Below are 23,514 nucleotides of genomic sequence, written 5' to 3'. Positions count from 1 at the left end.
CACAAAAAGGGGCACAAAAAAGTGCCCCTGAAGATCCACATCAAAATCGGTAGGCGTGGCTACGCAGCAAATCGCCAAACGGCTGCACCAGCACCTCTTCACCACTGGCCACTTTGCCCTGCTGCTGCGCCAGCAGAATGTAGCAGTTGGCCTTCGCTACCGAACTTAAGATCCCAGAATTTTGGTTACCGGTAGTGCGCACTTTTAGCACGCCATCTTCCTGGTACAAGAAGCCGCGTTGGTAATCTGCCCTACCCGGTTGTTTTTTGAGGTTATCGACCGACACTGCCCGCAAGGTAGCCACGCTATCCGCCGCTTCCCCCGCCATCTTTTTCAGTACCGGCTGCACCAGTTGGTCAAGGGTGACCGCGGCCGCCACCGGGTTACCCGGCAAGCCGAAAAACCAGCATGGCCCTAGCTTACCGAACGCAAAAGGTTTACCGGGCTTAATGGCAACCTTCCAAAAGCTAATGTCGCCCATCTCTTCCAACAAGCGCCGGGTATGGTCGGCACTGCCCACCGACATGCCAGCGCTGGTGATAAGCACGTCGGCTTCTTGTTTCGCTTTTTCAAAAGCCGCGGCTATCTTGGCCGGGTCATCCGGTACCAAGCCAAGGTCAATAACCTCAGCGCCAAAGCGGCTAAGCATGGCTTTTAGCAAAAAACGGTTGGAGTCATAAAGCTCGCCTTTACCCAGCGGCGAGCCGGGCAGGCGCAGCTCGTCACCGGTTGAAACAACGGCGACTTTCAGCGCTTTATAAATGTTGACCATGCCCTGACCAAGAGACGCTAACAGGCCAATATCAACGGCGCCAAGGCGATGGCCGGCGTCAAAAATGGTGCTGCCGGCAAGAATGTCTTCACCAGCGCGGCGAATGTGGTCGCCTTTTTTCGGGCTGACGGTAAACCGCACCTGCTCGCCGCTGACGTCGGCCTGTTCCTGCATCACCACGGTATCGGCCCCTTCAGGCACCACGGCACCGGTCATAATGCGCACGCACTGGCCCTTGGCCAATGGCTTGTTATAGGGGTGGCCCGCCAGCGCTTCACCAACCAGTGTTAAGGCGCCTTCTTTTTCAAGGTCGTCCAAACACAGGGCAAAACCGTCCATCGCCGAGTTATCAAAACCCGGCACCGAAAAAGCCGCTTTAATGGGCTCGGCAAGCACCTTGTCCAAGGCTTGGTCCAAGGCAACGAAATGGCTTTGATTATCAAAAGAAACTTGGGCCAGCATCTGCGCCAGCGCGTCGGCAACGGGTACCAAGGGGTTATTCATGCTTTGCCTCTGTCGGTCGCAAAAACGACGTAATGAACATTACGGCCAGATACGCTTGTGGCTAAAGAACCATCTGAAAAAACAGTAAAAATTGCGTTAACACCAAGCGCGGCTTGGAAAATGATAACACCGCCAACCCGGCTTAGCGCAAGCAAGCAAAGGCCACCCTTGTGGTACTAAAGCTGGAACAAGGCCCGCCTTTTCACGCACAATGCCGCTGAGCAGCAGCATTTAGGTCAGCATAGATGGATATAAAACAACTCAAATTTCTGATTGCCCTTGACCAAACCCGTCACTTTGGCAAAGCCGCCGAGCTTTGCCATGTTACCCAACCCACCTTATCAACCCGTATCAGCGGCCTTGAAGAAGAATTAGAACTGCAACTGGTTAAACGTGGCCATCGTTTTGAAGGCTTTACCGAAGCTGGCGAGCGCATTTTGGCCTGGGCCAAAACCTTATTGGCGGCCCACGATGGTCTGCAAGCCGAAGCCGCCAATTGCCGTGGCCAACTGGTGGGCAACCTGCGACTGGGCATGGTGCCACTGGCAAGCTTCGACCCGATGACGCTGCTTAAGCCGTTGGCCGAACGTTACCCAGAACTGCGCTTTGAGCTGTCGTCGCTGAGCTCTGAGCAAATCCTTGATGACTTGCAGCGCAACCATTTGGATTTGGGGCTTTGCTACCTGGACCAAGCCGACCCGGCCCATTTTGAGGTGTTGCAGTTATCCGACACCACCATGGAGTTGCTGTTTGACAGCCGTTATTTCCAGTTTGCGCCAGGTGAATTGAGCTGGAGTGAGGTATCAACGGTCCCCTTGGGCATGTTGTCGAAAACCATGCATTTTCGGCAATCCATTGTTGCCATGCTGCGCAGCCAGGGCCTGGAAATTCAACCGGTCATGGAAAGCGATTCCACCCTGTTTTTGATGCAAGCAGTTAAAGCCGGTATTTGCTGCGCGGTTATGCCGCAACATATTGGTATGGAAAACCTCAATGCCGATTTGGACATGCGGCCCATTGCCGGGGCGGCTACCGAGTCGCCACTGGGGCTGATGATGCGCCGCTCAGAGCCCCGCTCGGCCCTGGCCCAGAAGTGCTTTGAACAGGCGCAAGTGCTGTTTTCTAGGCCACCAAGTAACGACTAAGCTAGTTTCCATAGACCAGCCTTATCACTAGTTAGCTGATTTCTATTGGACGGCACCGGCTAGCCTCGTTAGTCTGCCCGGCGTCTACCCGGGTTTATCGTACTCGGCTCCCCCGCCAGCATCACAAATGTTACAGTGGTGATGTGTTACTGGGGCAAGGCAATGGAACCAGCCTTTCCGTGTTGTATTCGTTGTGAGGAAAACATGCTGGAAGACAAATTTGGCCGCCGTTTTCACTATCTGCGGTTGTCCATTACCGATGTTTGCAATTTCCGATGCAGCTACTGTTTGCCCGACGGCTACCAGTGCGACACCCCCCGTGACTTTCTTAGCCTCGGTGAAATTACCACCGTGGTGCGTGCCTTTGCCGAACTTGGCACTTCCAAAATTCGTATCACCGGTGGCGAGCCGTCTTTACGAAAAGACTTGCCGCAAATTATTGAACGCTGCGCCAGTACGCCGGGCATTAAGCAAGTGGCGATCACCACCAATGGCTACAAACTGCCGCAGATGATAAACAGCTGGGTTGATGCCGGGCTAACCAACTTAAATGTCAGCATCGACAGCCTTGACCCACGCCAATTCCACGCCATTACCGGCCATGACAAGCTGCAAACCATTTTACAGGGCGTTGAACAGGCCTTGGCACTGGGCCTTAAAGTTAAAATCAACAGCGTGCTGTTAAAGCCCTATTCCAAAGAACTGTTAAGCACTGCCCTTGCTTGGCTAAAAGACAAGCCGCTGGCATTACGGCTGATTGAGCTGATGGAAACCGGCGATAACCACGACTTTTTTAACGCCAACCATTTAAGTGGCCAGCCCATTAAAGAGCAGCTGTTGGCTCAAGGCTGGCAACAAAGCCAGCGCGATATAGCCGCCGGCCCCGCCCAAGAATTCAGCCACCCCGACTACCAGGGCCGCTTAGGGCTTATCATGCCTTACAGCAAGGATTTTTGTGCCAGCTGTAACCGCTTGCGGGTATCGGCCACCGGCAATTTGCACCTTTGCCTTTTTGCCGAACAAGGTTTGCCGTTAAGGCCACTTTTAGCCGACGGTGACGTCGCGGCATTAAAGGAAAAATTGGCGGCGCTGTTAGGGAAAAAAGAAGCCAGCCACTGGCTGCATGACGGTTTTACTGGCGCAACCAAACAGTTGGCCATGTTAGGAGGCTAGCATGCTGTCAGGCCTGGTACTTGCCGGCGGCAAATCGAGCCGCATGCAACAAGACAAAGCGCTGCTGGATTTTCACGGCGTTACCCTTTTAGAACATACCCAGCGCCAGCTTTTTGATGCGGGTTGTCACGCCATTATGATTAGCCGTAACCAAGACGGCTGTATAAAAGACATGGTCGCCAATGCTGGCCCTTTGGGTGGCATTCATGCCGCGCTGCACCACGCCCGCGACGACGACGCGCTGCTGGTGATGCCGGTTGATATGCCTTTTGTTAGCATCGAGCTGCTGCAAACCTTGATAGAAACCGGTTTCGATAGTGAACGCCCTTGTTATTTCGACGACTGCTACCTGCCGCTGTATTTGCCTGTTAGCGATAAGGCGCGGCGCTTTCTCGACAAACTTCTGGCCAGCGACGGCCAAGGCCGCGTCAGGCAGTTACTGAACTATCTCGACGCCATCGTTCTGCCCATTGCCGACAGAACGCCGCTTCGTAATCTCAACACGCCTGCCGATTGGCAGCAGGCCTTAACGAGTACCGAATAATGACTAAAGCATCCGAGCCTGTGCAAACCGCGCCGCTAAAGATCGCGGTACTGACTTTATCTGACCGCCGCACCCTGGCTGAAGACAGCTCGGGTGACTACCTGCAAAGCGCTCTACAAGCGGCGGGCCACCAGTTGGCGGACCGCAAGCTTATCGCCAGCAACCTTTATCAGATTCGCGCCGTGGTCAGCCAGTGGATAGCCGACAACCAAGTGCAAGTGGTGCTGATTAGTGGCGGCACCGGCTTTCACCCCCGCGACTGCGCGCCACAAGCGCTAACACCACTCTTTGACCGCCCGGTGGCAGGCTTTGGCGAGCTATTTCGCCACATCTCTTTCGCTGAGATTGGCAGCGCCTCCATGCAGTCGAATGCCTTTGCGGGCATGGCCAACGACACCCTTATTTTCTGTATGCCAGGTTCCACCAATGCCTGCCGCACTGCCTGGCAGCAGCTTATCGGCCCGCAACTCGATGTTGGCACCAAGCCTTGCAACTTCGTCACCAAAGTGAGTAAAGGAGCCTGATATGGCCGCTCTTAGCCACGTCGACAGCCAAGGCAAGGCCAGCATGGTCGATGTTACCGAAAAAGAGGTAACCCAGCGCCAGGCAAGGGCCCAAGGGTTTATCGCTATGCGGCCAGAAACCCTGGCATTGATCAGCGACGGGCAAATGCCAAAGGGCGACGTGCTGGCAGTGGCCCGCATTGCCGGCATTCAGGCAGCCAAGCAGTGCAGTAACCTTATTCCCCTTTGCCACCCGCTGATGCTGAGTAAAGTGCAGGTTGATTTTCATATCGACCATGACCGCCAGCGCATCGTTATCGACAGCCTATGCAAACTGGCCGGGCAAACCGGTGTCGAAATGGAAGCCTTAACGGCGGTGTCGGTGGCAGCACTGACGCTGTTTGACATGTGTAAAGCGGTAGATCCGGATATGCGCATTGACGGTATTCGGGTGCTGGAAAAGCAAGGTGGCAAAACCGGCCACTGGCAAGGTAAGCAAGATGACTAAAGTATTGTTTTTTGGGCAGCTTCGTGAACAAATCGGCTCTAGTGAACTGCAATTGCCAGAGCACTTTGCCACTCTGGGCGCCCTTAGAAACCACTTAATGGCGCAATTTCCTCACTGCCAGGCAATGCTGGCACCCGGCAGTGCCCTTGGCGCGGTCAATCAAACCATCAGCGATGACCAGCAAGCGCTAGGGGTGGGTGATGAAATTGCCCTGTTCCCACCGGTTACCGGGGGCTGATATGCAAGATTTAATAGCGGTACAACAACAAGACTTTGACCTGGCCGAGCAGTACGCCATGTTGCGACTGGATAACCACCAAGATGGCGCCGTTGCCACTTTTGTGGGGATGGTGCGCGATTTTAACCAAGGCAACACCATCAAAGGCCTGACCTTGGAGCACTACCCGGCCATGACCGACAAAGTGCTGCGCGACATTGTCGACCAGGCCCGCGCCCGCTGGCCCCTTGGTAGGGTGCGGCTTATTCACCGCATTGGCAGCCTTGATATTGGCGAACAAATTGTCTTTGTGGGTGTCAGTAGCCGCCACCGCAGCGACAGCTTTGCCGCCTGCGAATTTATTATGGACCTGCTGAAAACCCAGGCGCCGTTCTGGAAAAAAGAACGCACCAGCGAAGGCGAGCGTTGGGTTCAGGCCAATCCCAAAGACCAGCAACGTGCCAAAGACTGGCAAAGCAGCTAACCGCGGAGCTAGCCATGGCAGAGACAGACAGCGCTGATTTTAATGCCGACCCCATCGAGGCCAGCGAATTTAGTTACCGCGAACTAGCAAGCGATGCCCCGGCCGCCAGCGCCGCACTGGCCAGCGAAACCGCCCTAGCCATTAGCTATAACGGCATTAACCAAGCAGTGATGATGGTCTCGCCGGGCAACCTGGAAGACTTCATCCGCGGCTTTAGCCTCACCAACGAAATTGTTACCGGCCCCGAGCAGATTTACGACATTTCCATTACCGCCGGCGAAGAATCCCACACCGCCGAGGTAGAGATAGCCAGCCGTAATTTTTGGGCGCTGAAAAACAGCCGCCGGCAAATGGCCGGCACTACTGGCTGCGGCATTTGCGGCGTAGAAGCCATTGACCAGGCCCTGCCACAGCTGGTGGCTCTCGAAGCCTCGCCCCTGCCGGCACTGGCGCTTTTTAGTGAGCTTCGACAAAAAGTGAACGCCGCCCAGCAGGTGGCGCGCAGTAGCGGCGCCTTGCACGCTGCCCTCTATCTTGATGACAGCGGCAAGGTTGTGCTTTGCCGTGAAGACATTGGCCGCCATAACGCCCTGGATAAACTGATTGGTGCCATGTTGCACCAGCAGGTGGATAGCCAAAGCGGCATGGTGGTGATGACCAGCCGGTGCAGCCTGGAGCTTATTCACAAAGCGGTAAGGGCGAAAATTGCCACCTTGGTTACCCTTTCGGCGCCAACAGCGCTGACCGTGCAATGGGCACGCCGCTACCGGTTAAACCTTATTCATGTGCCGCACCATAGCCCGCCAAGGGTGTACAGCCCGGCGCCTTAATACCTATAAAAAAACCACCGCAAGCGGTGGTTTTTGGTTTTATCCGAACCGGTATTAGCCAACGGCGGCGGTGGCGATACGGTTATCGGCCTTGGCCTTTTCAAATTTGATGGCGATGAACTTAGAAGTCGGCGTAAAGGTGCGGTCGCCGTAGCTTTCCAAGGGCACCAAGGGGTTGGTTTCTGGGTAGTAAGCAGCGGCCTGGCCTTCAGGCATGTCATAGGCGACCAACGTAAAGCCAGACACCCGGCGCTCTTTGCCGTCATCCCACAACGAAATCATGTCCACTTTATCGCCCGGCTCATAGCCTAAGCGGCGAATGTCAGCTTCGTTGGCGAACACCACCTCCCGCATCCCAAACACACCGCGGTAACGGTCATCAAGGCCGTAAAGCGTGGTGTTGTATTGGTCGTGGGAACGCAGAGTTTGCAAAATCAAATCAGGCTTGTCGCCGCGTTCCAGTACCGCTTCATTAACCAGTTCTTTGGGCAGAATATTGGCCATAAAGTTGGCCTTACCGGTATCGGTGGCCCAGTTACGGTCTGCCGCGCTGTTGCCCAAGTGGAAACCACCGGGGTTTTTCAGCTTCTCGTTGAAGTCGGTAAAACCAGGAATGGTATCGGCAATCAAATCGCGAATACGGCTGTAATCAGCAATCACGTAGTCCCAATCAATGGGGCGATTGCCGAGGGTGGCTTTGGCGATACCCGCGACAATGGCGGGTTCTGAGCGCAAAAACTGCGAGCTTGGCGGCAGTTGGCCGTAAGAGATATGCACCATGGAGAAGGTGTCTTCCACCGTTACCCCTTGCTGGCCTTCGGCCTGCATATCAATTTCGGTGCGGCCAAGGCAGGGCAAAATCAGCGCGTCTTTGCCGGTCACCAAATGCGAACGGTTAAGCTTGGTGGCCACATGCACGGTCAGTTCACATTGACGCAGTGCCGCATGGGTACGAGGCGTATCCGGAGTGGCCTGCGCAAAATTACCACCCAGGCCAATGAAGACTTTGGCGTTGCCCTGCTCCATCGCCTGAATGGCTTGCACGGTGTTATGGCCAGGCATCCTTGGCGCTTCAAATTCAAAGCGTTTTTCAATGGCATCAATCAGCCATTTCGGGGCCTTTTCATCAATACCAACAGTGCGGTCACCCTGCACGTTGCTGTGGCCGCGCACCGGTGATAAACCGGCGCCGGGTTTACCGACGTTACCGCGCAGCAGTTGCAGGTTGGCAATTTCCTGCACCGTTGGCACCGAATGGCGATGCTGGGTCACCCCCATCGCCCAACACATGATCACCCGATCAGCGTTGCGGTAAATGGTTGCCGCGCTTTCGATGTCGGCTTTACTCAGGCCAGATTGCTCGATGATTTTTTCCCACGGCGTGGCATCCACTTCTGCCAAGTAGGCATCTACACCACTGGTGTGGGCCTTGATAAATTCGTGGTCAAATACTGCCGGTTCGCCTTTTTCTTGGGCTTCACGTTCCCACTGCAACAAGAACTTGGCCATACCGCGAATGGCAGCCATGTCACCGCCGAGCGCCGGGCGAAAATACGCGTTATTGGTGGGTTCAGAGCCATTACTGAGCATTTCCAGTGGGTTCTGCGGATGTTGAAAGCGCTCCAAGCCGCGTTCTTTTAGCGGGTTAAAGCAAACCACCCGGGCACCGCGATGCACCGCTTCGCGCAGTGGTTCAAGCATCCGGGGGTGGTTGGTGCCAGGGTTTTGGCCAATCACGAAAATGGCATCGGCCTTTTCAAGATCTTTAAAGACTACGGTGCCTTTACCCACCCCAACACTGCCTTTCATGCCCACACCACTGGCCTCGTGGCACATGTTGGAGCAGTCCGGGAAATTGTTGGTGCCGAAGGCCCGCACAAACAGCTGGTACAAATAGGCGGCTTCGTTACTGGCGCGGCCAGAGGTATAAAACTCGGCCTGATGCGGGGATTCAAGGTTGTTAAGGTGCTTGGCCACCAAGGCAAAGGCGTCATCCCAGCTAACCGGCAGGTAATGGTCGCTAGCGGCGTCGTAACGCATCGGGTGGGTTAAACGGCCTTGGTATTCCAACCAGTAGTCGGTTTGGCGCGACAGCTGTGACACGCTGTGCTGGGCAAAAAAATCGGGGGTAACATAGCGGCCGGTTGATTCCCAGTTAACGGCTTTGGCGCCGTTTTCACAGAATTTAACCATGCCATTTTCGGGTGATTCACCCCAGGCACAGCCGGGGCAGTCAAAGCCATTGTTCTGGTTGGTTTTCAACATGGCTCGCAGGTTTTTAAGGGGCTTTTCGCTCCCTAACCAGCTCTTGGTTACGCTTTTTAATGCGCCCCACCCTGCTGCCGGGCCGGAATAATTTCGGATATTGCCTTTATTGCTCATCAAAGCCTCCACACGGCGCATTAAAAAAGGTAGCTGTTGAGCATAGTGACTCAACAGGGGTGCCATGAGTACATCTTTTGAGCAAAGGTTTAATAACCCGGAGATTCTTGGCCTGATCCCCTTATTTGCCCTCTACCTCATGACAGTCGGACATCGCGCCATTTAACTACTCAACCGCCAACATTAGCGGGCGACAATATTGGCGTCTAATTGAAATATGCTAACTGATGATAAGCACTATCTATCATTGGGCCCATCGGTTGCGGCGCTAGGTGCTTTTCTTTACCCTTGCCGGCAATGAGATACCTCAGGCTAAACCGACGAAGCCTGAATAAAAGGACCCATCATGACTACCAGCAAAGCCCGTATTGGCATTGTTACCGTTAGCGATCGCGCCAGCGCTGGCGTTTATGAAGATCTTTCCGGCCAGGCGATCATCGACACCCTCAACGATTACCTAACCTCCGACTGGCAAAGCGAATATCTGGTGATCCCCGACGAGCAGCCACTGATTGAAAACACCTTAAAAACCCTGGCCGATGACAATGGCTGCAGCCTTATTGTTACCACCGGTGGTACTGGCCCTGCCAAACGTGATGTTACGCCGGAAGCCACCGAAGCGGTGTGTGACAGAATGATGCCAGGTTTTGGTGAGCTAATGCGCAGCGAGTCGTTAAAATACGTGCCCACAGCCATTTTATCGCGCCAAACAGCAGGGCTACGTGGTAGCTGCCTTATTATCAACCTGCCCGGTAAACCCAAAGCCATACGCCAATGCTTGGATGCGGTTTTCCCGGCGGTACCTTATTGCATCGACCTGATGGACGGGCCCTTTTTAGAATGCGATGAGGCGGTGATAAAACCCTTTCGCCCCAAAAAATAACGAAACCGGCCAAGGCCGGTTTTTATTGCGCGCTACACACCGGGCAGTTGGGGTCGCGCGGCAGCGTAAATTGCTGCCACTGGCCGCTTTGCGCATCAAAAAGCTGCATTACCCCAAACAGCGGCTTGCCAATACCGGTGATAATTTTAATGGCTTCCAATGCCTGCATGGTGCCGACAACACCAACCACCGGGCTTAACACGCCCGCTTCCATGCAGCTAAGGGATTGCTCGCCAAAAAGCCGGCTTAAACACTGATAACAAGGCTGGCCTGGCTGCATGCTAAAGCTGGCAATTTGCCCTTCCATACGAATGGCAGAACCTGACACCAAAGGCACCCTGCTTGCAAAGCAAACGCGGTTTACGGCGTTGCGGGTAACCAGGTTGTCGCAGCAGTCCACCACCACTGAAAAACCGGGGATAAGAGCGCTAAGGGCGCTTTCGTCCAGGCGCTCGGTAATAGCGGTTATGGCAACATCACGGTTAAGTGCCCCAAGGCTTATTGCCGCTTGCTGCGCTTTCGGCTTACCTAGGTCGGCTTCACGGTAGATAACCTGGCGCTGCAAATTACTCAGCTCAATGTTGTCGTCATCGACCAAAGTAAGGGCGCCAACACCGCTGGCAACCAAATAAGGCGCGACGGCACTGCCAAGGCCGCCCATGCCAATCACCAGCACCCGGCTCGCCAATAAGGCTTCTTGGCGCTCAAAGTCCATGGCAGGCAGTTGCAAATGGCGGCTGTAGCGCTTTATCTGTTCGCGAGTCAGCTCTTTGGGCACAACATCTCCTTAGGGATTTACCGGGTAAGCCAAAGGTTGGCGCAATTGTGCAACCAGTAGCGCCAGCGCTCAACAACAAAGACGAAACCTGGGATAAAAGCCGCCGCTGCGATATTGCTAAAGTGCTGCACTGCGCTCTAGCATAGCGGGCGCCAATGCCGCAGGTTTTTGCTTGCTAACAAGGCTTTGTTCCGGCCAATCACCGCTTTTTTATATTGCAACGAGACCGCTCAATGATCGTGCTTCCCAATCCGAATTGGTTAACCATTCTTACCAACCTCAAAGGCTCTATTGCCCGGCGCATTGCCAAACGCTGCGCAATGATAACGGCCCTGGCGGCCTTAATCGTGCTGATAGAAAGTCACCACCCGGAATATTTTTCCAAAGTCAGTGCAACCCCTTTCACCTTGTTGGGTTTGTCGCTGTCAATATTTATGAGTTTTCGCAACAACGCCTGTTATGCGCGCTGGTGGGAAGGTCGCCAGCAATGGGGCAAGCTGGTGGTTGAAGTGCGCTGCTTTGTTAGAGAAAGCATCGCCATTACCGATAAAGGCCGCCGTGAAGCGTTGCTACGCACCCTGGTGGGCTTTACCCATGCCTTAAACGCCAGGCTGCGGGGCGAAGATGAAAAGGCGGTGGCCCGACCCTGGCTGAGTGATACCAGCGCCATCAGTGACCACAATGTCGCCGATAGCCTGCTCAGTAACATCGGGCAGCAGTGCGCCCAACTGGCCAGCAGCGGGCAAATCAATGAATGGCGCTACATGCTACTCGAGCAGCGCCTAGTGGCTTTTTCAGAGGTGCAAGGCGCTTGTGAGCGTATTAAAGCCACGCCACTGCCCTTTCCTTACAGCCTGCTATTGCACCGCACCATTTACATCTTCTGCTTGCTTTTACCCTTTGCCATGGCGCAGCCGCTGGGTTGGATGGCCCCTATTTTCACCGCCATCGTTAGCTACACCTTTTTTGGCCTAGACGCCATCGGCAATGAATTGGAAGACCCTTTTGGCCGCGATGTGAACGATTTGCCCACCGATGCCATGACCCGCATTGTTGAGCGCGACGTGTTAGCGGCCCTTGGCCAAAAATCCTTGCCGCCGCTACTGACACCTGTAGAAGGGGTTTTAAGTTAATCGGGGTGCCCTTGTGGCACCCTTTTTTAAAGGGGCAATAAAAAAGGGCCTAGGTAAACCTAGGCCCTCGAAAAACGACTGTTTTTACAAATTTGGCGGAAGGTTAGGGATTTGAACCCTAGATGGGCTTTCACCCATGCCGGTTTTCAAGACCGGTGCATTCAACCGCTCTGCCAACCTTCCATATCAGAAACGAAGCGGCTTCGTTGCTGACGGCGAGCACTATAGCCAGATGGTTAAGGGCTGTAAAGAGGTCATTGAATTGTTTGCCTAAATCGCAACCAAAACCGAATAAAAACTTGTTTGGAACTTTGCTAAGATGATGGGGTTCCAAAGGGTAAGTACGTCGCATAAGGAGCGATTACATGCAGCAATATCAAACGCATACAAGAACCATCAACGGCGTGGTCAGCACCAATAAAGTGCTGCGTAATACCTACTGGCTTTTAGGGATGACCCTGGCCTTTAGTGCCGCTATGGCTTTTATGTCTATGAGCTTGGCGTTGCCCTACCCGGGCCCCTTGATCACCATCGTCGGCTTTTATGGCCTGTTGTTCCTCACAGCCAAGACCAGTAATTCCGGCTGGGGGATTTTGTCTGTTTTCGCCCTTACCGGCTTTATGGGTTATACCCTAGGCCCAATTTTAAACCTCTACCTGGGGGCAGGCCTCGGTGATGTGGTGTTTATGGCCTTGGCGGGCACAGCGGTGATTTTCTTCTCGCTGTCGGCCTATGTGCTGGTAACCGGTAAAGACATGTCCTTTATGGCGGGCATGCTACAAGCCGGTTTCTGGGTACTGCTGCTGATGGTTGTTGCCGGCTTTTTCATTCATGCACCGGTATTCCATTTGGTGCTGTCGGGCCTGTTTGTGTTCTTCTCCAGCGGCATTATCTTGTTCCAAACCAGCCAGATAGTGCACGGCGGCGAGCGCAATTACATCATGGCTACCGTGACCCTGTTCGTCAGTCTCTACAACATCTTTGTGAGTCTGTTGAGCATTCTGGGTATCATGAACGACGACTAAGCACATAACCGATGAGCAAAAGGCCCCGGTTGGGGCCTTTTTTAATGCATGGCCATATTTACCTTATTGATAACCGACAACCCTCAGGCAGGGCTGCACTTTGCCAAAGCAGTACTGGCCGAAGGCCACCAACTGGCTTCGGTGTTTTTCTACGGCGAAGCGGTACGTGTTGCCGATAGCCAGGTGCCCATGGTGGGGGACGAGCCCCACATCGGCCAAGCCTGGCGCGACTTTGCCCTGGCGGCAAACCTTGACTTAGCGGTTTGCGTAGCCGCAGCCGAGCGGCGCGGCATTTTAGACAGCGAGCAAGCCCAAGCCCACGATTTGGCGGTGTCGATGCAGGCTCCTTTTCGCCAAGCCGGCTTAGGCGAGCTGGTAACAGCGTCGGCCCAATCAGACAGGACAGTGCAATGGTAGAGAGCAAAATTGGGGTCATTTTCACCGCCCTGCCCTTTGCCAATCAGCAAGGCCGTGAGGCGCTGGACGCCGTGCTAGCAGCCAGCGCCTATGAAGCGCCGCTGAGCCTGTTCTTTTTAGATGACAGTGTCTGGCAATTGGTAAAAGCACAAGACCCTTTACAAGCTGGCGCAAAGGACTATCTTTCCACCTTCAAGGCGCTGGCACTTTATGATGTTGAGGATATTTTCGTCAGCCAAGACGCCTTAGCGGCTCGTCATTTAAGCAGCGAGGACCTGAGTATTGAGGTTCGCGTGCTTAGCAGCCAAGGGATCCGCGACCAGCTCGCGGCGCAGGATTGCATCTATAGGTTTTGATGTATGAGCACCCTCCACATTATTTGCAGCCGTCAGGCTTATTTACGAGCCCAAGGGCTGATGGACGCCTCCGACGCCGTGCTTTTCCACGGCGACGGTTGCTATCAGGCTCTTGAAGTCTTACCCTCGCTGCCCTGTTATTGGGTCGGCTCCGATGCCAAAGCTCGGGCGCTGGCGTCACGGTGCCCACAAAAGGTCACGGCCGTTGAGTGGCCGAAAGTGGTTTCGATGACCCTGGTTTTTGATAACACGGTAACTTGGTAAATGCTCGATACGGTAAAAAGAGACAAACAAGGCTATTTGCTCAATACCCAAGATTGGAGTGAAGCCTTGGCCCCCTTATTGGCGGCCGAAGAAGGCATTGAACTTAGCGATGCACACTGGGAAATCGTGCGTTTTGTGCGCGACTTTTACAGCGAATATAAAACCTCGCCAGCCGTGCGGCTGTTAGTTAAGTCGGTAAAAGAAAAGTACGGCCCCGAAAAAGGCAACTCACCCTACCTTTTTAAACTGTTCCCAGAAGGGCCAGCCAAACAAGCCACCAAAATTGCCGGGCTTCCCAAACCCGCCAAGTGCCTTTAAAAAAAGCCCGGTATTAACCGGGCTTTTCTTTCTCAAACTTTGACGACTGTCATAAAAATGAAGCCATGGTTAATAAATTGTGGAGGGATCCGTTGTGCTTTGCGTACTGCTCAATAAGGTGGAACCTAATTCGCGTCGTCATGAAAGTCGTCTACTTGAACAAACCCGCAACACATCACCCCGAAACCGGCAATAATGCCCTGGTATCACAATTGATGGCGCAGCATGATGTGGCCTTACGCCGCTTTATTCGTGTGCGAAGTTTGTTAGAAGAAGAGGAATGCGAGGATATCGTTCAGGAGGTTTACGAACGGCTGTTAAAACTCGACGACTTGGGTGAAAGGTTAAGCGACCGCATGGATACGGTACGCAACTATCTTTTTCAAATCGCTACCAACTTACTTATCGATAAAAGCAGGCGTAATAAGGTCCGTAAAATTGGCGACCATATCCGTGAAGACGAGGTGGCTATTTTATCGACACTGCACTCCCCTGAACGCGATTTTCATAACCACTCTCAGCTTAGCCAAATTCAGGCCGCGCTTAACGATGTTCAAAAAAATCCGCGTACTGCCTTTTTAATGAGTCGTCTAGATGGCAGAAGCTACAGAGAAATAAGTGATTCGTTAGGGGTTTCTGTCAGTACCGTAGAAAAGTATATTTCGTCGGTATTGCTGGCCATTCGCGAAAGAGTATTGGAAAAATGACAGCCAAAGGGATCAGGCAAATTCAAAAGCAAGCCGCGCTTTACGTTGCACGCTTATATTCTGGCGAGCTCAGCGAGCCCGAAGAGGCCGCCATTATCGCCTGGTGTAAAGCCTCGCCTTATCATCAGCTGGAATACCAAAAAGCGTTAGCCATTTGGGATAACAGCAGCGCCTTGCCCCGGTTCAGCGAACAAACGCCCAGGCGCCAGCGGATCAAGGCAGTGCTGGCCGTTGCTGCCTGCACCTTGTTAGCCGCTACCTTGAGCATCAGCTACCTCCATTCCAGCACAAAACCCAAGCCCGACTCGGCGCTAATAAACCCCTTACAACGGCAATATCAAACGGTTATTGGCCAAGTCAGCACTGTGACGCTACCCGATGGCAGCGAACTCACCCTCAATACCGCCACTACAGTACGCATTGATTTCACAGGCAAAGAACGGCAAGTCTGGTTGCAAAGTGGTGAAGCATTTTTCGATGTTGCCAAAGATCCGGAGCGGCCTTTTAGTATCAACACCGGCATGCAAACCATTCGGGTACTTGGCACACAATTTAACGTTCGTAAGTCAGCTGACTCCATTCAGGTGGCGGTAACCGAAGGCATTGTCTCGGTGCATAACAATGCCAAAACCGCGGCCAATAACGCACCATGGCAAGACGCTTATCTGCCTGCCGGCTCGGTGGCCGCCTTTAGTGATTCCAGCAAAGTGGTTTCCAATAACCAACCCTTTAAAGCCAACAGTGCCCAAAGCTGGCGCACGGGTATTTTCCGCTTTGACGACGAATCACTGGCCAATGTGGTGGCAGAATTTAACCGTTATCGCCACCAAAAACTGGTGATTGAAGACCCACAAGCGGCCGATTTAAAAATCAGTGGCGTCTTTCATTTAAAGGATGGCGACAGCTTGATCAATGCCCTGAAAGCGACTCTGCCGATAAAGGTAGATCACAAAAATGGCCAATACCGGATCTATTTAGACAGAAATTCTTAACTTTCATTGAGGTTTTTTTAACGCGCTGCGTATAGCTGATTGGTTACCTTACTTTTAACTACAAAGAAAAAGAGGCAACGAATGCGCAGGCAAGCTCCTTTTAAATTAAGCGCTATCATGGCCGGCTTTGTATTGCTGTTTAATCAAGCTGCTCATGCTAGTGAAGAAAAGTCCTACCCGATCACACTTTCTGCCCAAACCTTAGACTCGGCATTATTAAAACTGGCCGAAGAAAGCCACGTTCAAATAATGTTTTCTCCGGACGGCCTAAAAACCATAAAAACCCCGTCTATCTCTGCCAACTTATCCGTTTCACAAGCGCTTAAAAGGTTGCTGCCGGCTAATTATGAATTCATAAAAAATGGCGCCGACACCTACATAGTGCGCTTAAAAACCGCGGCGACGCCGGCGCAAAAAGCCGACCCTAAAACCAGTAAAGCCGCGCCCAAACGCGTAGAGCACATTGAGGTCACCGGTTCCAATATCAGGGCCAACCAAGACACCGGCGCCCTGCCCGTTACCACCTTGTCGGCTAGCGACGTCAATGGCCTTGGCATTACCAGTGGGGACGATCTGTTAGCGCAGCTACCACAGCAAGGGGCGGTGAATTTTAATAGCTCCCGTGTGGTGGGCGGCGTAAACGATGCGCGGGGCGACGTTTCCTCCATTAACCTGCGCGGTATTGGCACCGGTTACACCCTTACCCTGCTCAATGGCCGGCGCATGGTGCAGCACCCCGGTACTCAGGCCGAAGATCTGGTGCCCGTTTCCACCGTTAACTCCAATTCCCTGCCGGTGATGGACCTAAAACGCTTGGAAGTGCTGCGCGACGGCGCCGCCGCCGTATACGGCACCGATGCCGTAGCAGGGGTAGTCAATTACATCACCAACAACGATTTAGAGGGCGGCAACATTAAGTTGCTCTACGGCACCAACCCAGGCGTTGACCGCGATACCAAGAATATCTCCGCGAATGCCGGGTTTTACTTAGACGACGCCAAGAAAACCCACATGACGGTGAGCGCCAGTCTCTACCATCGCGATATCTTAATGGCGTCAGAAGAGCCCTACTCGGCCAGTTCTGACCTGCGCGATTACCCCGGGTTGAGCGACGAGTACGCCGACAGCACCTTATTGGACAACCGCAGTACCTCTACCCCTTGGGGGGTTTTTGAATCCGATTCCCTGGGTAAATTTCACCTGCAACCAACCAGCGAAGGCGACTGCGAAGTCGATTTGGGCAACAGCATTTGTGCCGCCGACGGCAACACGCCACGCGACCTTCGCTATGACCTTAACAGTGACCGTTCGTTAAGTTCCGAAGTCAGCCGTTTTAACTTTTACAGCTCGCTAACCCACGAAATAAACGAGAACCTGCAAGCCTACGGCGAGCTGATGTATTACCAAGCGGTAACCCACCGCCTGCGGGAACAAAGCGCCAACCTCAGTACCCAGCGCTTTACGGTGTCGGCTGATGCCTACTACAACCCCTTCGGCGAAGATGTCTACGTTTATAGCTACCGACCAGTGGATGCCGGGCTTCGCCACATCACCGTGGACGACTATTCTTACCGCGTTTTGGGTGGCCTTAAGGGGTACATCAAAGATTGGGATTTTGACAGCGCCTTTACCTACTCCAAAGCGCATACCGCCGATAAAACCAAACGCATCGACACCACCTTGTTTGAAGAAGCGGTTAACAGTACCGACCCTGACACCGCCTACGATATTTTTAACGGTGGCAGCCTTACCAGCCCCAACAGTGGCGACGATACCGTTAACTCGCAAAGCGTTATCAATAGCTTCTTGATTAATGTACAGCGCACCTCTGAAACACAGCTTGCCACCTACGACTTCAAGCTGTCGCGCCCTGATTTATTCTCGCTGCCCGCCGGTGATGTTGGCTTTGCCACCGGCGCCGAGGTGCGTTACCAAACCTATTCCGATAAACGTTCAGACGCGCTAAACGGTACCGACAACTTTGTTGATATCACCACTGGCGAAACCAGCGAACTGGCCAGTTCGGTATGGGGCAGCAGCCCTACCCCGGATTCGTCGGCCAACCGCACCGTACTATCGGCCTACGGCGAATTTGAAGTGCCCATCTTGGCCGACAAACCGCTGGTGAAATCCATGAGCATGCAACTGGCCGCCCGTTACGAGAAATACAACGACGTTGGCCACGTATTTAAACCCAAAGCCGCGCTGTCCTGGCGCGTTGACGACTGGTGGCAATTAAGGAGCTCTTATTCGGAAGGCTTCAAAGCACCGGGTTTGGCCCAAACCAGTGCGGTTAACGTTACCCGCAGTAACACCCGCTCCGACCCCGTCTATGGCGTGCGTGAAGGGGTGGTGGAGTTTCGTAACGGTTCAAGCGACTTAAAGCCAGAAACCAGCAAAAACCGCTCGGCCGGTATTGTATTTACCCCCACGAATAACCTGACCCTGACCCTGGATTGGTGGAACATCAAGCAGAAAAACATCGTTGGGATACTCAGTAGCCAAACACAAATTTTGTACGATGCGCTACTGCGCTCAGAAGGCTCCTCCAACCCCAATGTGGTGCGCGACGACAGCGGTGAAATCGAATACGTGGTAAACGACTACACCAACCTGTTACCGCGGGAAACCGAAGGCCTTGATTACAGTGCCGACTACCGCCTTGATACCGGTATTGGCCAGTTTAAGTTCAAGGTCAATGCCGCCAAGCTCACCAAGTTTAACCAGGGCCTGGACAGCATTACCCAAACCGTTATTGACGCCCAAAATGCCGGTAATAGCGCCTTGGAATACGACGGCGAACAGGTTTATATCAGCGGCAGCAGCGGCAGTTACCTCGGCTGGGACGGCCACCCGAAATGGCGTGGTAATGCCTCCATTAACTGGACCTTGGGTGCCTGGGGCGCCGGTGCAACCTACCGCTATGTGTCGAGCTTTTTTGATTCGGGTCTTTATGAAACCGATGACGACGACAATTACAGCTATTACCTGGTTCACGACTGGTCAACAGTGGATGCCTACCTGACCTACACCCTGGGTAAAGAAGCCGGTTGGATGGATAACACCAAGATCACTCTTGGCGCGCGCAACATTGGCGACAAAGAGCCGCCGTTTGCCAACACCGATTTCGGTTATGAAAGCAGCGTGCATACTTCGGCCGGACGTTACGTTTACCTGTCTTTAAATAAAAAGTTCTAACGCGCTATTTAATGGGCGGCGTTGCCGCCCGCTATTAAGGAATCGTTATGTTTAAGCGTCTTTTATTGCTGGTGCTGTGCCTGCCTGCGGCGGCCATGGCTTGCAGTTTTCCGAACGTTTCATTTACCGCCAACTTTGAAACCGGCCGCCTGGGCGACTGCCAGGCCCTGGCCACGGACAGTTACCTGTTGACCGTGGTTCCCGAGCAAAAACGCCTTAACCCCAGCCCTTGGTTTCACTTTAAAGTAACGCCTAAAAAGCCGGAACTGCTACACATTAAAATGGCCTTTAGCGGCTTTAAACCTCGCTATTTGCCAAAAATTAGCCACGACCACAAGCATTGGCAGGAAATTGCCTTTACCACCGAAGGCAACACCATGAGCTTTGACTTAAAGCTTGGCAGCAAGCCACTGTGGGTTGCCGGCCAACCGCCTTTTTATAACGAGCAATACACTACCTGGCTGAAAGACAAAGCCAAGCAAAGCCCTGACGCGCACTTTAGTTTGTTAGGAAAATCAGCAGAAGGGCGGCCGTTGTATCAAGTGATCCGCCAAAAGCCAGGCAACCATGAGTGGGTGGTGATTGTTGGCCGCCAACATCCGCCAGAGGTCACCGGCGCCGATGCCTTACTGGCATTTGTCGACACGCTCTTTACCCGCAGTGCAGAATCCAAGGCCTTTTTTAACCGCTTTAATCTGATTTTAATTCCAGACCTAAACCCTGATGGCGTTGCCCACGGTAACTGGCGCGATACCAGCCAAAAGCAAGACTTAAACCGTGACTGGGGCAATTTTAGCCAAGCCGAGTCAAGGTTGGTGCGTGACAAATTGGCAAGCCTCACCAAGCATGGCGACCGAATTGTTTATGGGCTGGACTTTCATTCCACCCGCTATGACATTTTCTACACCATGCCCAAAAGCGACGAGCTGCACCCGGCAGATTTAACCGCCACCTGGCTAACCGCCCTTGGCAAGCGAACCGACTGGATAGAAAAGCCCAGCATTAAACCGGGTACCCATCCTAATAGTGGCGTCTTTAAGCAATTTATTGCCGATACCTACCACGTGCATGGTGTGACCTACGAGGTGGGTGACAACACGCCGCTAGCGCTTATTCGCTATCTGGGCGCACAAGCGGCAGACAGTTTTATGAAAACCTTGCTTGCTACGCCCCCAACGGCCTTTACCGCCGCCAAATAACCCCAAAAAAGCCCGGTACATTCCGGGCTTTTCTATAAGGTTTTATGCAAGTAGTGCGACGCGTGGCCTTTGGGCCTATCCGGCAAGGTGGCCACATGCTGGTAGCCGCACTTTTCATAAAAGGGTTTGGCTTGCCAGCTGGTGGTTTCGACCATGGCCTTTTCCATGCCCTTTTCAACGGCAAAGTCTTCGGCGGCCTTCAGCAGTTGCCGGCCAGTACCTTGGCCACGGCAGGTGGCTGACAGCCACAGCAGTTCAATGTGCAGGGTATTCCAATAGCAACTGGCCCGAATGCCACCTTGCAATTGGCCACTTGCATCACGGGCCAACACAAAAAAACGCACTTCTGCGTCTTCCGGCTCCAAGTCAGGTAAGGCACTGTGGTTATATTCGACAATGCCGCGGCTTAAGCGGGCGGCATCCTCAGCGGTTGCGGCGGTTGTTACGGCTATTTTCACGCTATGTCCCTATCGCTTTTGCCTTTAAAAAAGGTAAAAGCCGCTATTCAATCTCATACAGAAACAAAAAACGCGCCTTTAGGCGCGTTTTTTATGAAGCAGGGGCTTATTACAGCGCACGTACTTTATTAGCACAGGGGCCTTTTTGGCCTTGGCCTACTTCAAATTCAACAGCCTGGCCGTCATTCAGGGTAGCAAAACCACCACCGGCTTGAATTTCTGAGTGGTGTACAAACAGGTCTTTACCACCGTCTTCAGGGGTAATAAAACCAAAACCTTTATCGGCGTTGAACCACTTAACGGTACCTTTACTCATTTTCTATTCTCGTCTTATCAGGTGAACGTGAAAAGTCTGCGTTCGCTATCACCATGACGAAAACAGAGGCAAGTCAATAGAGCCTTGCTTTACTCTAGGTGCCATTAGAACAGAGTCGTTACACTAATAGCAATGGCCTACATCATTTATTCTTTTGATCAAAAAAACATATAAATGAATGATAACAAGCGTTTATGCGGTTTAACCAAACGAAATAAGCCAGCGATTTTTCGCGTTTAAATTGGGCAATAAAAACGTCTGAAAAATAGACCAGTTGGCAATTAAATTTAATAACCCTCTACTTTTCAACGTTCTTTTTTAGCACTAAAGACATGCCAAGGTTAATGATCAGGCCCATCAACGGCTGGCGGAATAAACGCCACCAGCAAGTCACTGAACGAAAACGCCGCTGCCGCAACGCCAGCATTACCACTTAGCGCACCGACCAGCTAGGGGCAACCGGATGGCGCTGCATCTGCACCGACAGCCCGTGTTGTAACCATTCCCGGGTGCAAAAATGTACAACAAAGCCAGAAAACGCCGCCAGTAATAATGCCGCTACTGGCATTAGAAAACCCCTTTATCGCATATTGAGGCACTTTACCGATTTATCGCTTGCCATAGCGCCTTTAGCCCGCAAATTTCGGGGAATTATGCTAGGTTAACAGACCCCAAATTCTTTAAAATAACTCATGATTGCTCGCGGCTTTTTCTTGCTGTCGTTATTGGCGCTTTTTTATGCCTTGCCTAGCTGTGCAGGCTCAGAGTTTGTTGCCGCCCCAACAGTAGCCCCCGCCATTACCGGTATCGATTTTTTACGCACGCCAGCCAACTGGACCCTGGCACAGGCCCAACAACATTTTGCCGAAAGCCAGGGCCACAAAGCCAAAAGGCCATTTTTAAACTTTGGCATCAACAGCAAGCCGGTTTGGGTACGTATTGCCATCACCAATCCGCTCGCGAGCCCAGTGGCACGGCGCCTTACCACCGGCGGCATTTGGATTGAGCACCAGGACCTTTATCAGTTCGCCCAAGGGCAGTGGCAGGTTTTTAAGGCCGGTGATGCCCTCCTCCCCAATCGCCATTTTCTACCCGGTGTCGGTTTGGTATTTCACCTGACCCTGCCGCCAGGACCAAGCACGCTTTATATTCGTTCGCAGGCCAGCGACCCTATCACCATGCCAATATCGTTGGCGTCATCCGTGCAGGCGACACACGCTGATCTAAAGGCGCACCTGGCCTTTGGCCTGCTCTATGGCATGTTGTTGGTACTGATTGGCTATAACGTGATGCTGTATCTTGTCTTTAAGCAGCAAAGCGCCCTTTTCTATTCGCTGTATATTGGCTGCTTTTTGATGATCAACACCGGCTACAACGGTTTTGGTTACCAATGGCTCTACCCGCACTCGCCCCTAACCCAGGCCTACATGACGCTGCTGTTTATGGTGGTGCATGGTATTAGCGGCGCCCTTTTTGCCATTAGTTTTTTGTCGCTCAAACGCCGCAGGCCTACCACGTACCGCTGGCTATTGGCGTATATCGCCTTAGGGGCGGTGGGTATCACTACCCTCATCATCATGCAAAACCAGCTTATCGCTGACTTTTTTGCCTTTAGTTATCTGTCGGCCATGACGGTCATTATGCTGCTGGTGGGGGTGATGAATTTTCGCCATGTTAGCGGTACCGGCTATTACCTGTTGGCAGTGTCAGCCAGTATGACCGGCATGCTATCAACCTCGCTGTCAGTGTGGGGCTTGGTGCCTTTTACCTATATTGGCTACCACGGCGCGGCAATGGGGGTGGTCTGTGAAGCCATCCTATTGGCGATGATTTTGGCCAAAAACCTCAAAGTAATAGAAAGCGATCGGCTACGGGCACGGTACTTGTCGGAATACGATCCGCTCACCAACCTGTTAAACCGCCGCGCCTTTACCGAGCTTGGCAACCATTTACTGGTTAGCGCCAGCCGCAAAGCCCGGCCATTAAGTTTGTTGCTGCTGGATATCGATTACTTTAAATCGGTTAACGACCGTTTTGGCCACCAAGTTGGCGACCAGGCCCTGGTGCATATCGCCAAACTGTTAACAGCCAATGTTAGAGAAAACGATTTAGTGGTACGTTGGGGCGGTGAAGAATTAGCGCTATTGCTGCCTGGTACCACCAGCGAACAAGCAATTCAACTTGCTGAGAGTTTGCGCCGTGTTATTGAACAGTCGCCACTACAGGCCGGTGATAACACCGTTCGCCTAACGGCCAGTTTTGGTATTGCGTCGATAACCGACAGCGATAAATTAGAAAGCTTGTTTCGCATTGCCGATGAACGCCTCTACAACGCTAAAGCAAAGGGCCGTAATCGTGTAGAACCATCAGCGGCCGCCTTATTGTCGAATTAACCCAGGCGAGCGCTT

At 53.0% G+C, this 23,514-nt stretch carries 26 protein-coding genes and 1 tRNA gene; 20 read left to right on the top strand and 7 right to left on the bottom strand.

Annotated features, from left to right (window positions below; genetic code table 11):
* Positions 1 to 40: 40 nt before the first annotated feature.
* Entirely contained in the window at positions 41 to 1,276 is a 1,236-nt protein-coding gene (moeA, locus tag DW350_RS09055) for a molybdopterin molybdotransferase MoeA (protein WP_115718555.1), read from the bottom strand.
* A gap of 245 nt (positions 1,277 to 1,521) precedes the next feature.
* On the opposite strand from moeA, the gene DW350_RS09050 reads away from it, so the two are divergent.
* The 8 genes from DW350_RS09050 (at position 1,522) to fdhD (ending at position 6,680) form a co-directional block, all read left to right on the top strand.
* The gene (locus DW350_RS09050) at positions 1,522 to 2,421 is read left to right on the top strand and encodes a LysR family transcriptional regulator (RefSeq protein WP_115718554.1); all 900 of its coding nucleotides are present in this window, start codon (positions 1,522 to 1,524) and stop codon (positions 2,419 to 2,421) included.
* Between the two features lie 204 nt (positions 2,422 to 2,625).
* On the top strand, positions 2,626 to 3,594 hold the full coding sequence (gene moaA / locus DW350_RS09045; RefSeq protein WP_115718553.1) for a GTP 3',8-cyclase MoaA: 969 nt from the start codon (positions 2,626 to 2,628) through the stop codon (positions 3,592 to 3,594).
* 1 nt (position 3,595) lies between these two features.
* Positions 3,596 to 4,138 carry a molybdenum cofactor guanylyltransferase gene (gene mobA, locus DW350_RS09040; RefSeq protein WP_115718552.1) on the top strand — a complete coding sequence of 181 codons (543 nt, stop codon included), beginning with the start codon at positions 3,596 to 3,598 and terminating at the stop codon, positions 4,136 to 4,138.
* On the top strand, positions 4,138 to 4,662 hold the full coding sequence (gene moaB / locus DW350_RS09035) for a molybdenum cofactor biosynthesis protein B (protein WP_115718551.1): 525 nt from the start codon (positions 4,138 to 4,140) through the stop codon (positions 4,660 to 4,662). Before mobA ends, moaB begins: the two co-directional genes overlap by 1 nt.
* Position 4,663: 1 nt before the next feature.
* Positions 4,664 to 5,149 carry a cyclic pyranopterin monophosphate synthase MoaC gene (gene moaC, locus DW350_RS09030; protein WP_115718550.1) on the top strand — a complete coding sequence of 162 codons (486 nt, stop codon included), beginning with the start codon at positions 4,664 to 4,666 and terminating at the stop codon, positions 5,147 to 5,149.
* Positions 5,142 to 5,387: a molybdopterin converting factor subunit 1 gene (moaD, locus tag DW350_RS09025; RefSeq protein WP_115718549.1), complete on the top strand. Its 246-nt coding sequence runs from the start codon at positions 5,142 to 5,144 to the stop codon at positions 5,385 to 5,387. Before moaC ends, moaD begins: the two co-directional genes overlap by 8 nt.
* Before the next feature lies 1 nt (position 5,388).
* Complete coding sequence (moaE, locus tag DW350_RS09020; protein ID WP_115718548.1) at positions 5,389 to 5,850, top strand: molybdopterin synthase catalytic subunit MoaE; 462 nt, start codon at positions 5,389 to 5,391, stop codon at positions 5,848 to 5,850.
* A gap of 14 nt (positions 5,851 to 5,864) precedes the next feature.
* Positions 5,865 to 6,680, top strand: a complete 816-nt coding sequence (gene fdhD / locus DW350_RS09015; RefSeq protein ID WP_115718547.1) for a formate dehydrogenase accessory sulfurtransferase FdhD — start codon at positions 5,865 to 5,867, stop codon at positions 6,678 to 6,680.
* 54 nt (positions 6,681 to 6,734) lie between these two features.
* Here fdhD and DW350_RS09010 read toward each other — a convergent pair whose 3' ends face one another.
* Positions 6,735 to 9,062 (bottom strand): FdhF/YdeP family oxidoreductase, encoded by a 2,328-nt coding sequence (locus tag DW350_RS09010; RefSeq protein WP_115720601.1) that lies wholly within the window; start codon positions 9,060 to 9,062, stop codon positions 6,735 to 6,737.
* A 346-nt stretch (positions 9,063 to 9,408) separates the two neighbouring features.
* Between DW350_RS09010 and mog the strand changes: the two genes are divergently transcribed.
* Positions 9,409 to 9,945: a molybdopterin adenylyltransferase gene (gene mog, locus DW350_RS09005; RefSeq protein WP_115718546.1), complete on the top strand. Its 537-nt coding sequence runs from the start codon at positions 9,409 to 9,411 to the stop codon at positions 9,943 to 9,945.
* 22 nt (positions 9,946 to 9,967) lie between these two features.
* Here mog and moeB read toward each other — a convergent pair whose 3' ends face one another.
* Positions 9,968 to 10,723, bottom strand: coding sequence for a molybdopterin-synthase adenylyltransferase MoeB (gene moeB / locus DW350_RS09000; protein ID WP_115718545.1), 756 nt, complete (start codon positions 10,721 to 10,723; stop codon positions 9,968 to 9,970).
* A gap of 233 nt (positions 10,724 to 10,956) precedes the next feature.
* On the opposite strand from moeB, the gene DW350_RS08995 reads away from it, so the two are divergent.
* Positions 10,957 to 11,856: a bestrophin family protein gene (locus tag DW350_RS08995; RefSeq protein WP_115718544.1), complete on the top strand. Its 900-nt coding sequence runs from the start codon at positions 10,957 to 10,959 to the stop codon at positions 11,854 to 11,856.
* A 93-nt stretch (positions 11,857 to 11,949) separates the two neighbouring features.
* Here the strand turns inward: DW350_RS08995 and DW350_RS08990 are convergent.
* A tRNA-Ser gene (locus DW350_RS08990) sits at positions 11,950 to 12,039 on the bottom strand.
* A 182-nt stretch (positions 12,040 to 12,221) separates the two neighbouring features.
* Here DW350_RS08990 and DW350_RS08985 point away from each other — a divergent pair.
* The 9 genes from DW350_RS08985 (at position 12,222) to DW350_RS08945 (ending at position 20,332) form a co-directional block, all read left to right on the top strand.
* Positions 12,222 to 12,881, top strand: a complete 660-nt coding sequence (locus DW350_RS08985; RefSeq protein WP_115718543.1) for a Bax inhibitor-1/YccA family protein — start codon at positions 12,222 to 12,224, stop codon at positions 12,879 to 12,881.
* Positions 12,882 to 12,929: 48 nt separating this feature from the next.
* Positions 12,930 to 13,298: a sulfurtransferase complex subunit TusD gene (gene tusD, locus DW350_RS08980; protein WP_115718542.1), complete on the top strand. Its 369-nt coding sequence runs from the start codon at positions 12,930 to 12,932 to the stop codon at positions 13,296 to 13,298.
* Entirely contained in the window at positions 13,292 to 13,654 is a 363-nt protein-coding gene (gene tusC, locus DW350_RS08975) for a sulfurtransferase complex subunit TusC (RefSeq protein ID WP_115718541.1), read from the top strand. Before tusD ends, tusC begins: the two co-directional genes overlap by 7 nt.
* A gap of 3 nt (positions 13,655 to 13,657) precedes the next feature.
* Complete coding sequence (locus tag DW350_RS08970) at positions 13,658 to 13,918, top strand: DsrH/TusB family sulfur metabolism protein (RefSeq protein ID WP_115718540.1); 261 nt, start codon at positions 13,658 to 13,660, stop codon at positions 13,916 to 13,918.
* Positions 13,919 to 14,236 (top strand): TusE/DsrC/DsvC family sulfur relay protein, encoded by a 318-nt coding sequence (locus DW350_RS08965; protein ID WP_115718539.1) that lies wholly within the window; start codon positions 13,919 to 13,921, stop codon positions 14,234 to 14,236.
* A gap of 140 nt (positions 14,237 to 14,376) precedes the next feature.
* Entirely contained in the window at positions 14,377 to 14,943 is a 567-nt protein-coding gene (locus DW350_RS08960) for an RNA polymerase sigma factor (protein WP_115718538.1), read from the top strand.
* On the top strand, positions 14,940 to 15,935 hold the full coding sequence (locus tag DW350_RS08955) for a FecR family protein (protein WP_115718537.1): 996 nt from the start codon (positions 14,940 to 14,942) through the stop codon (positions 15,933 to 15,935). The genes DW350_RS08960 and DW350_RS08955 overlap by 4 nt, the downstream gene beginning before the upstream one ends.
* Before the next feature lie 81 nt (positions 15,936 to 16,016).
* Positions 16,017 to 19,133: a TonB-dependent receptor domain-containing protein gene (locus DW350_RS08950; RefSeq protein ID WP_115718536.1), complete on the top strand. Its 3,117-nt coding sequence runs from the start codon at positions 16,017 to 16,019 to the stop codon at positions 19,131 to 19,133.
* Between the two features lie 47 nt (positions 19,134 to 19,180).
* Entirely contained in the window at positions 19,181 to 20,332 is a 1,152-nt protein-coding gene (locus DW350_RS08945; RefSeq protein WP_115718535.1) for a M14 family metallopeptidase, read from the top strand.
* Positions 20,333 to 20,364: 32 nt separating this feature from the next.
* Here the strand turns inward: DW350_RS08945 and DW350_RS08940 are convergent, their stop codons facing one another.
* From DW350_RS08940 to DW350_RS19695, 3 genes are all read right to left on the bottom strand, one after another.
* A complete protein-coding gene (locus DW350_RS08940; RefSeq protein ID WP_115718534.1) occupies positions 20,365 to 20,790 on the bottom strand; it encodes a GNAT family N-acetyltransferase in 426 nt (141 codons plus the stop codon).
* A 109-nt stretch (positions 20,791 to 20,899) separates the two neighbouring features.
* A complete protein-coding gene (locus DW350_RS08935; protein ID WP_115718533.1) occupies positions 20,900 to 21,106 on the bottom strand; it encodes a cold-shock protein in 207 nt (68 codons plus the stop codon).
* Between the two features lie 433 nt (positions 21,107 to 21,539).
* Positions 21,540 to 21,674 carry a hypothetical protein gene (locus DW350_RS19695; protein ID WP_264296850.1) on the bottom strand — a complete coding sequence of 45 codons (135 nt, stop codon included), beginning with the start codon at positions 21,672 to 21,674 and terminating at the stop codon, positions 21,540 to 21,542.
* Between the two features lie 124 nt (positions 21,675 to 21,798).
* Here DW350_RS19695 and DW350_RS08930 point away from each other — a divergent pair, with 124 nt between their 5' ends.
* Positions 21,799 to 23,499 carry a sensor domain-containing diguanylate cyclase gene (locus DW350_RS08930; RefSeq protein ID WP_115718532.1) on the top strand — a complete coding sequence of 567 codons (1,701 nt, stop codon included), beginning with the start codon at positions 21,799 to 21,801 and terminating at the stop codon, positions 23,497 to 23,499.
* The last annotated feature ends 15 nt before the right edge of the window (positions 23,500 to 23,514 follow it).

This window comes from Gallaecimonas mangrovi (assembly GCF_003367375.1).
Classification (GTDB): domain Bacteria; phylum Pseudomonadota; class Gammaproteobacteria; order Enterobacterales; family Gallaecimonadaceae; genus Gallaecimonas; species Gallaecimonas mangrovi.
The sequence above is the reverse complement of the archived record's forward strand: the minus strand, read 5'-3'. Positions and strand labels throughout refer to the sequence as shown.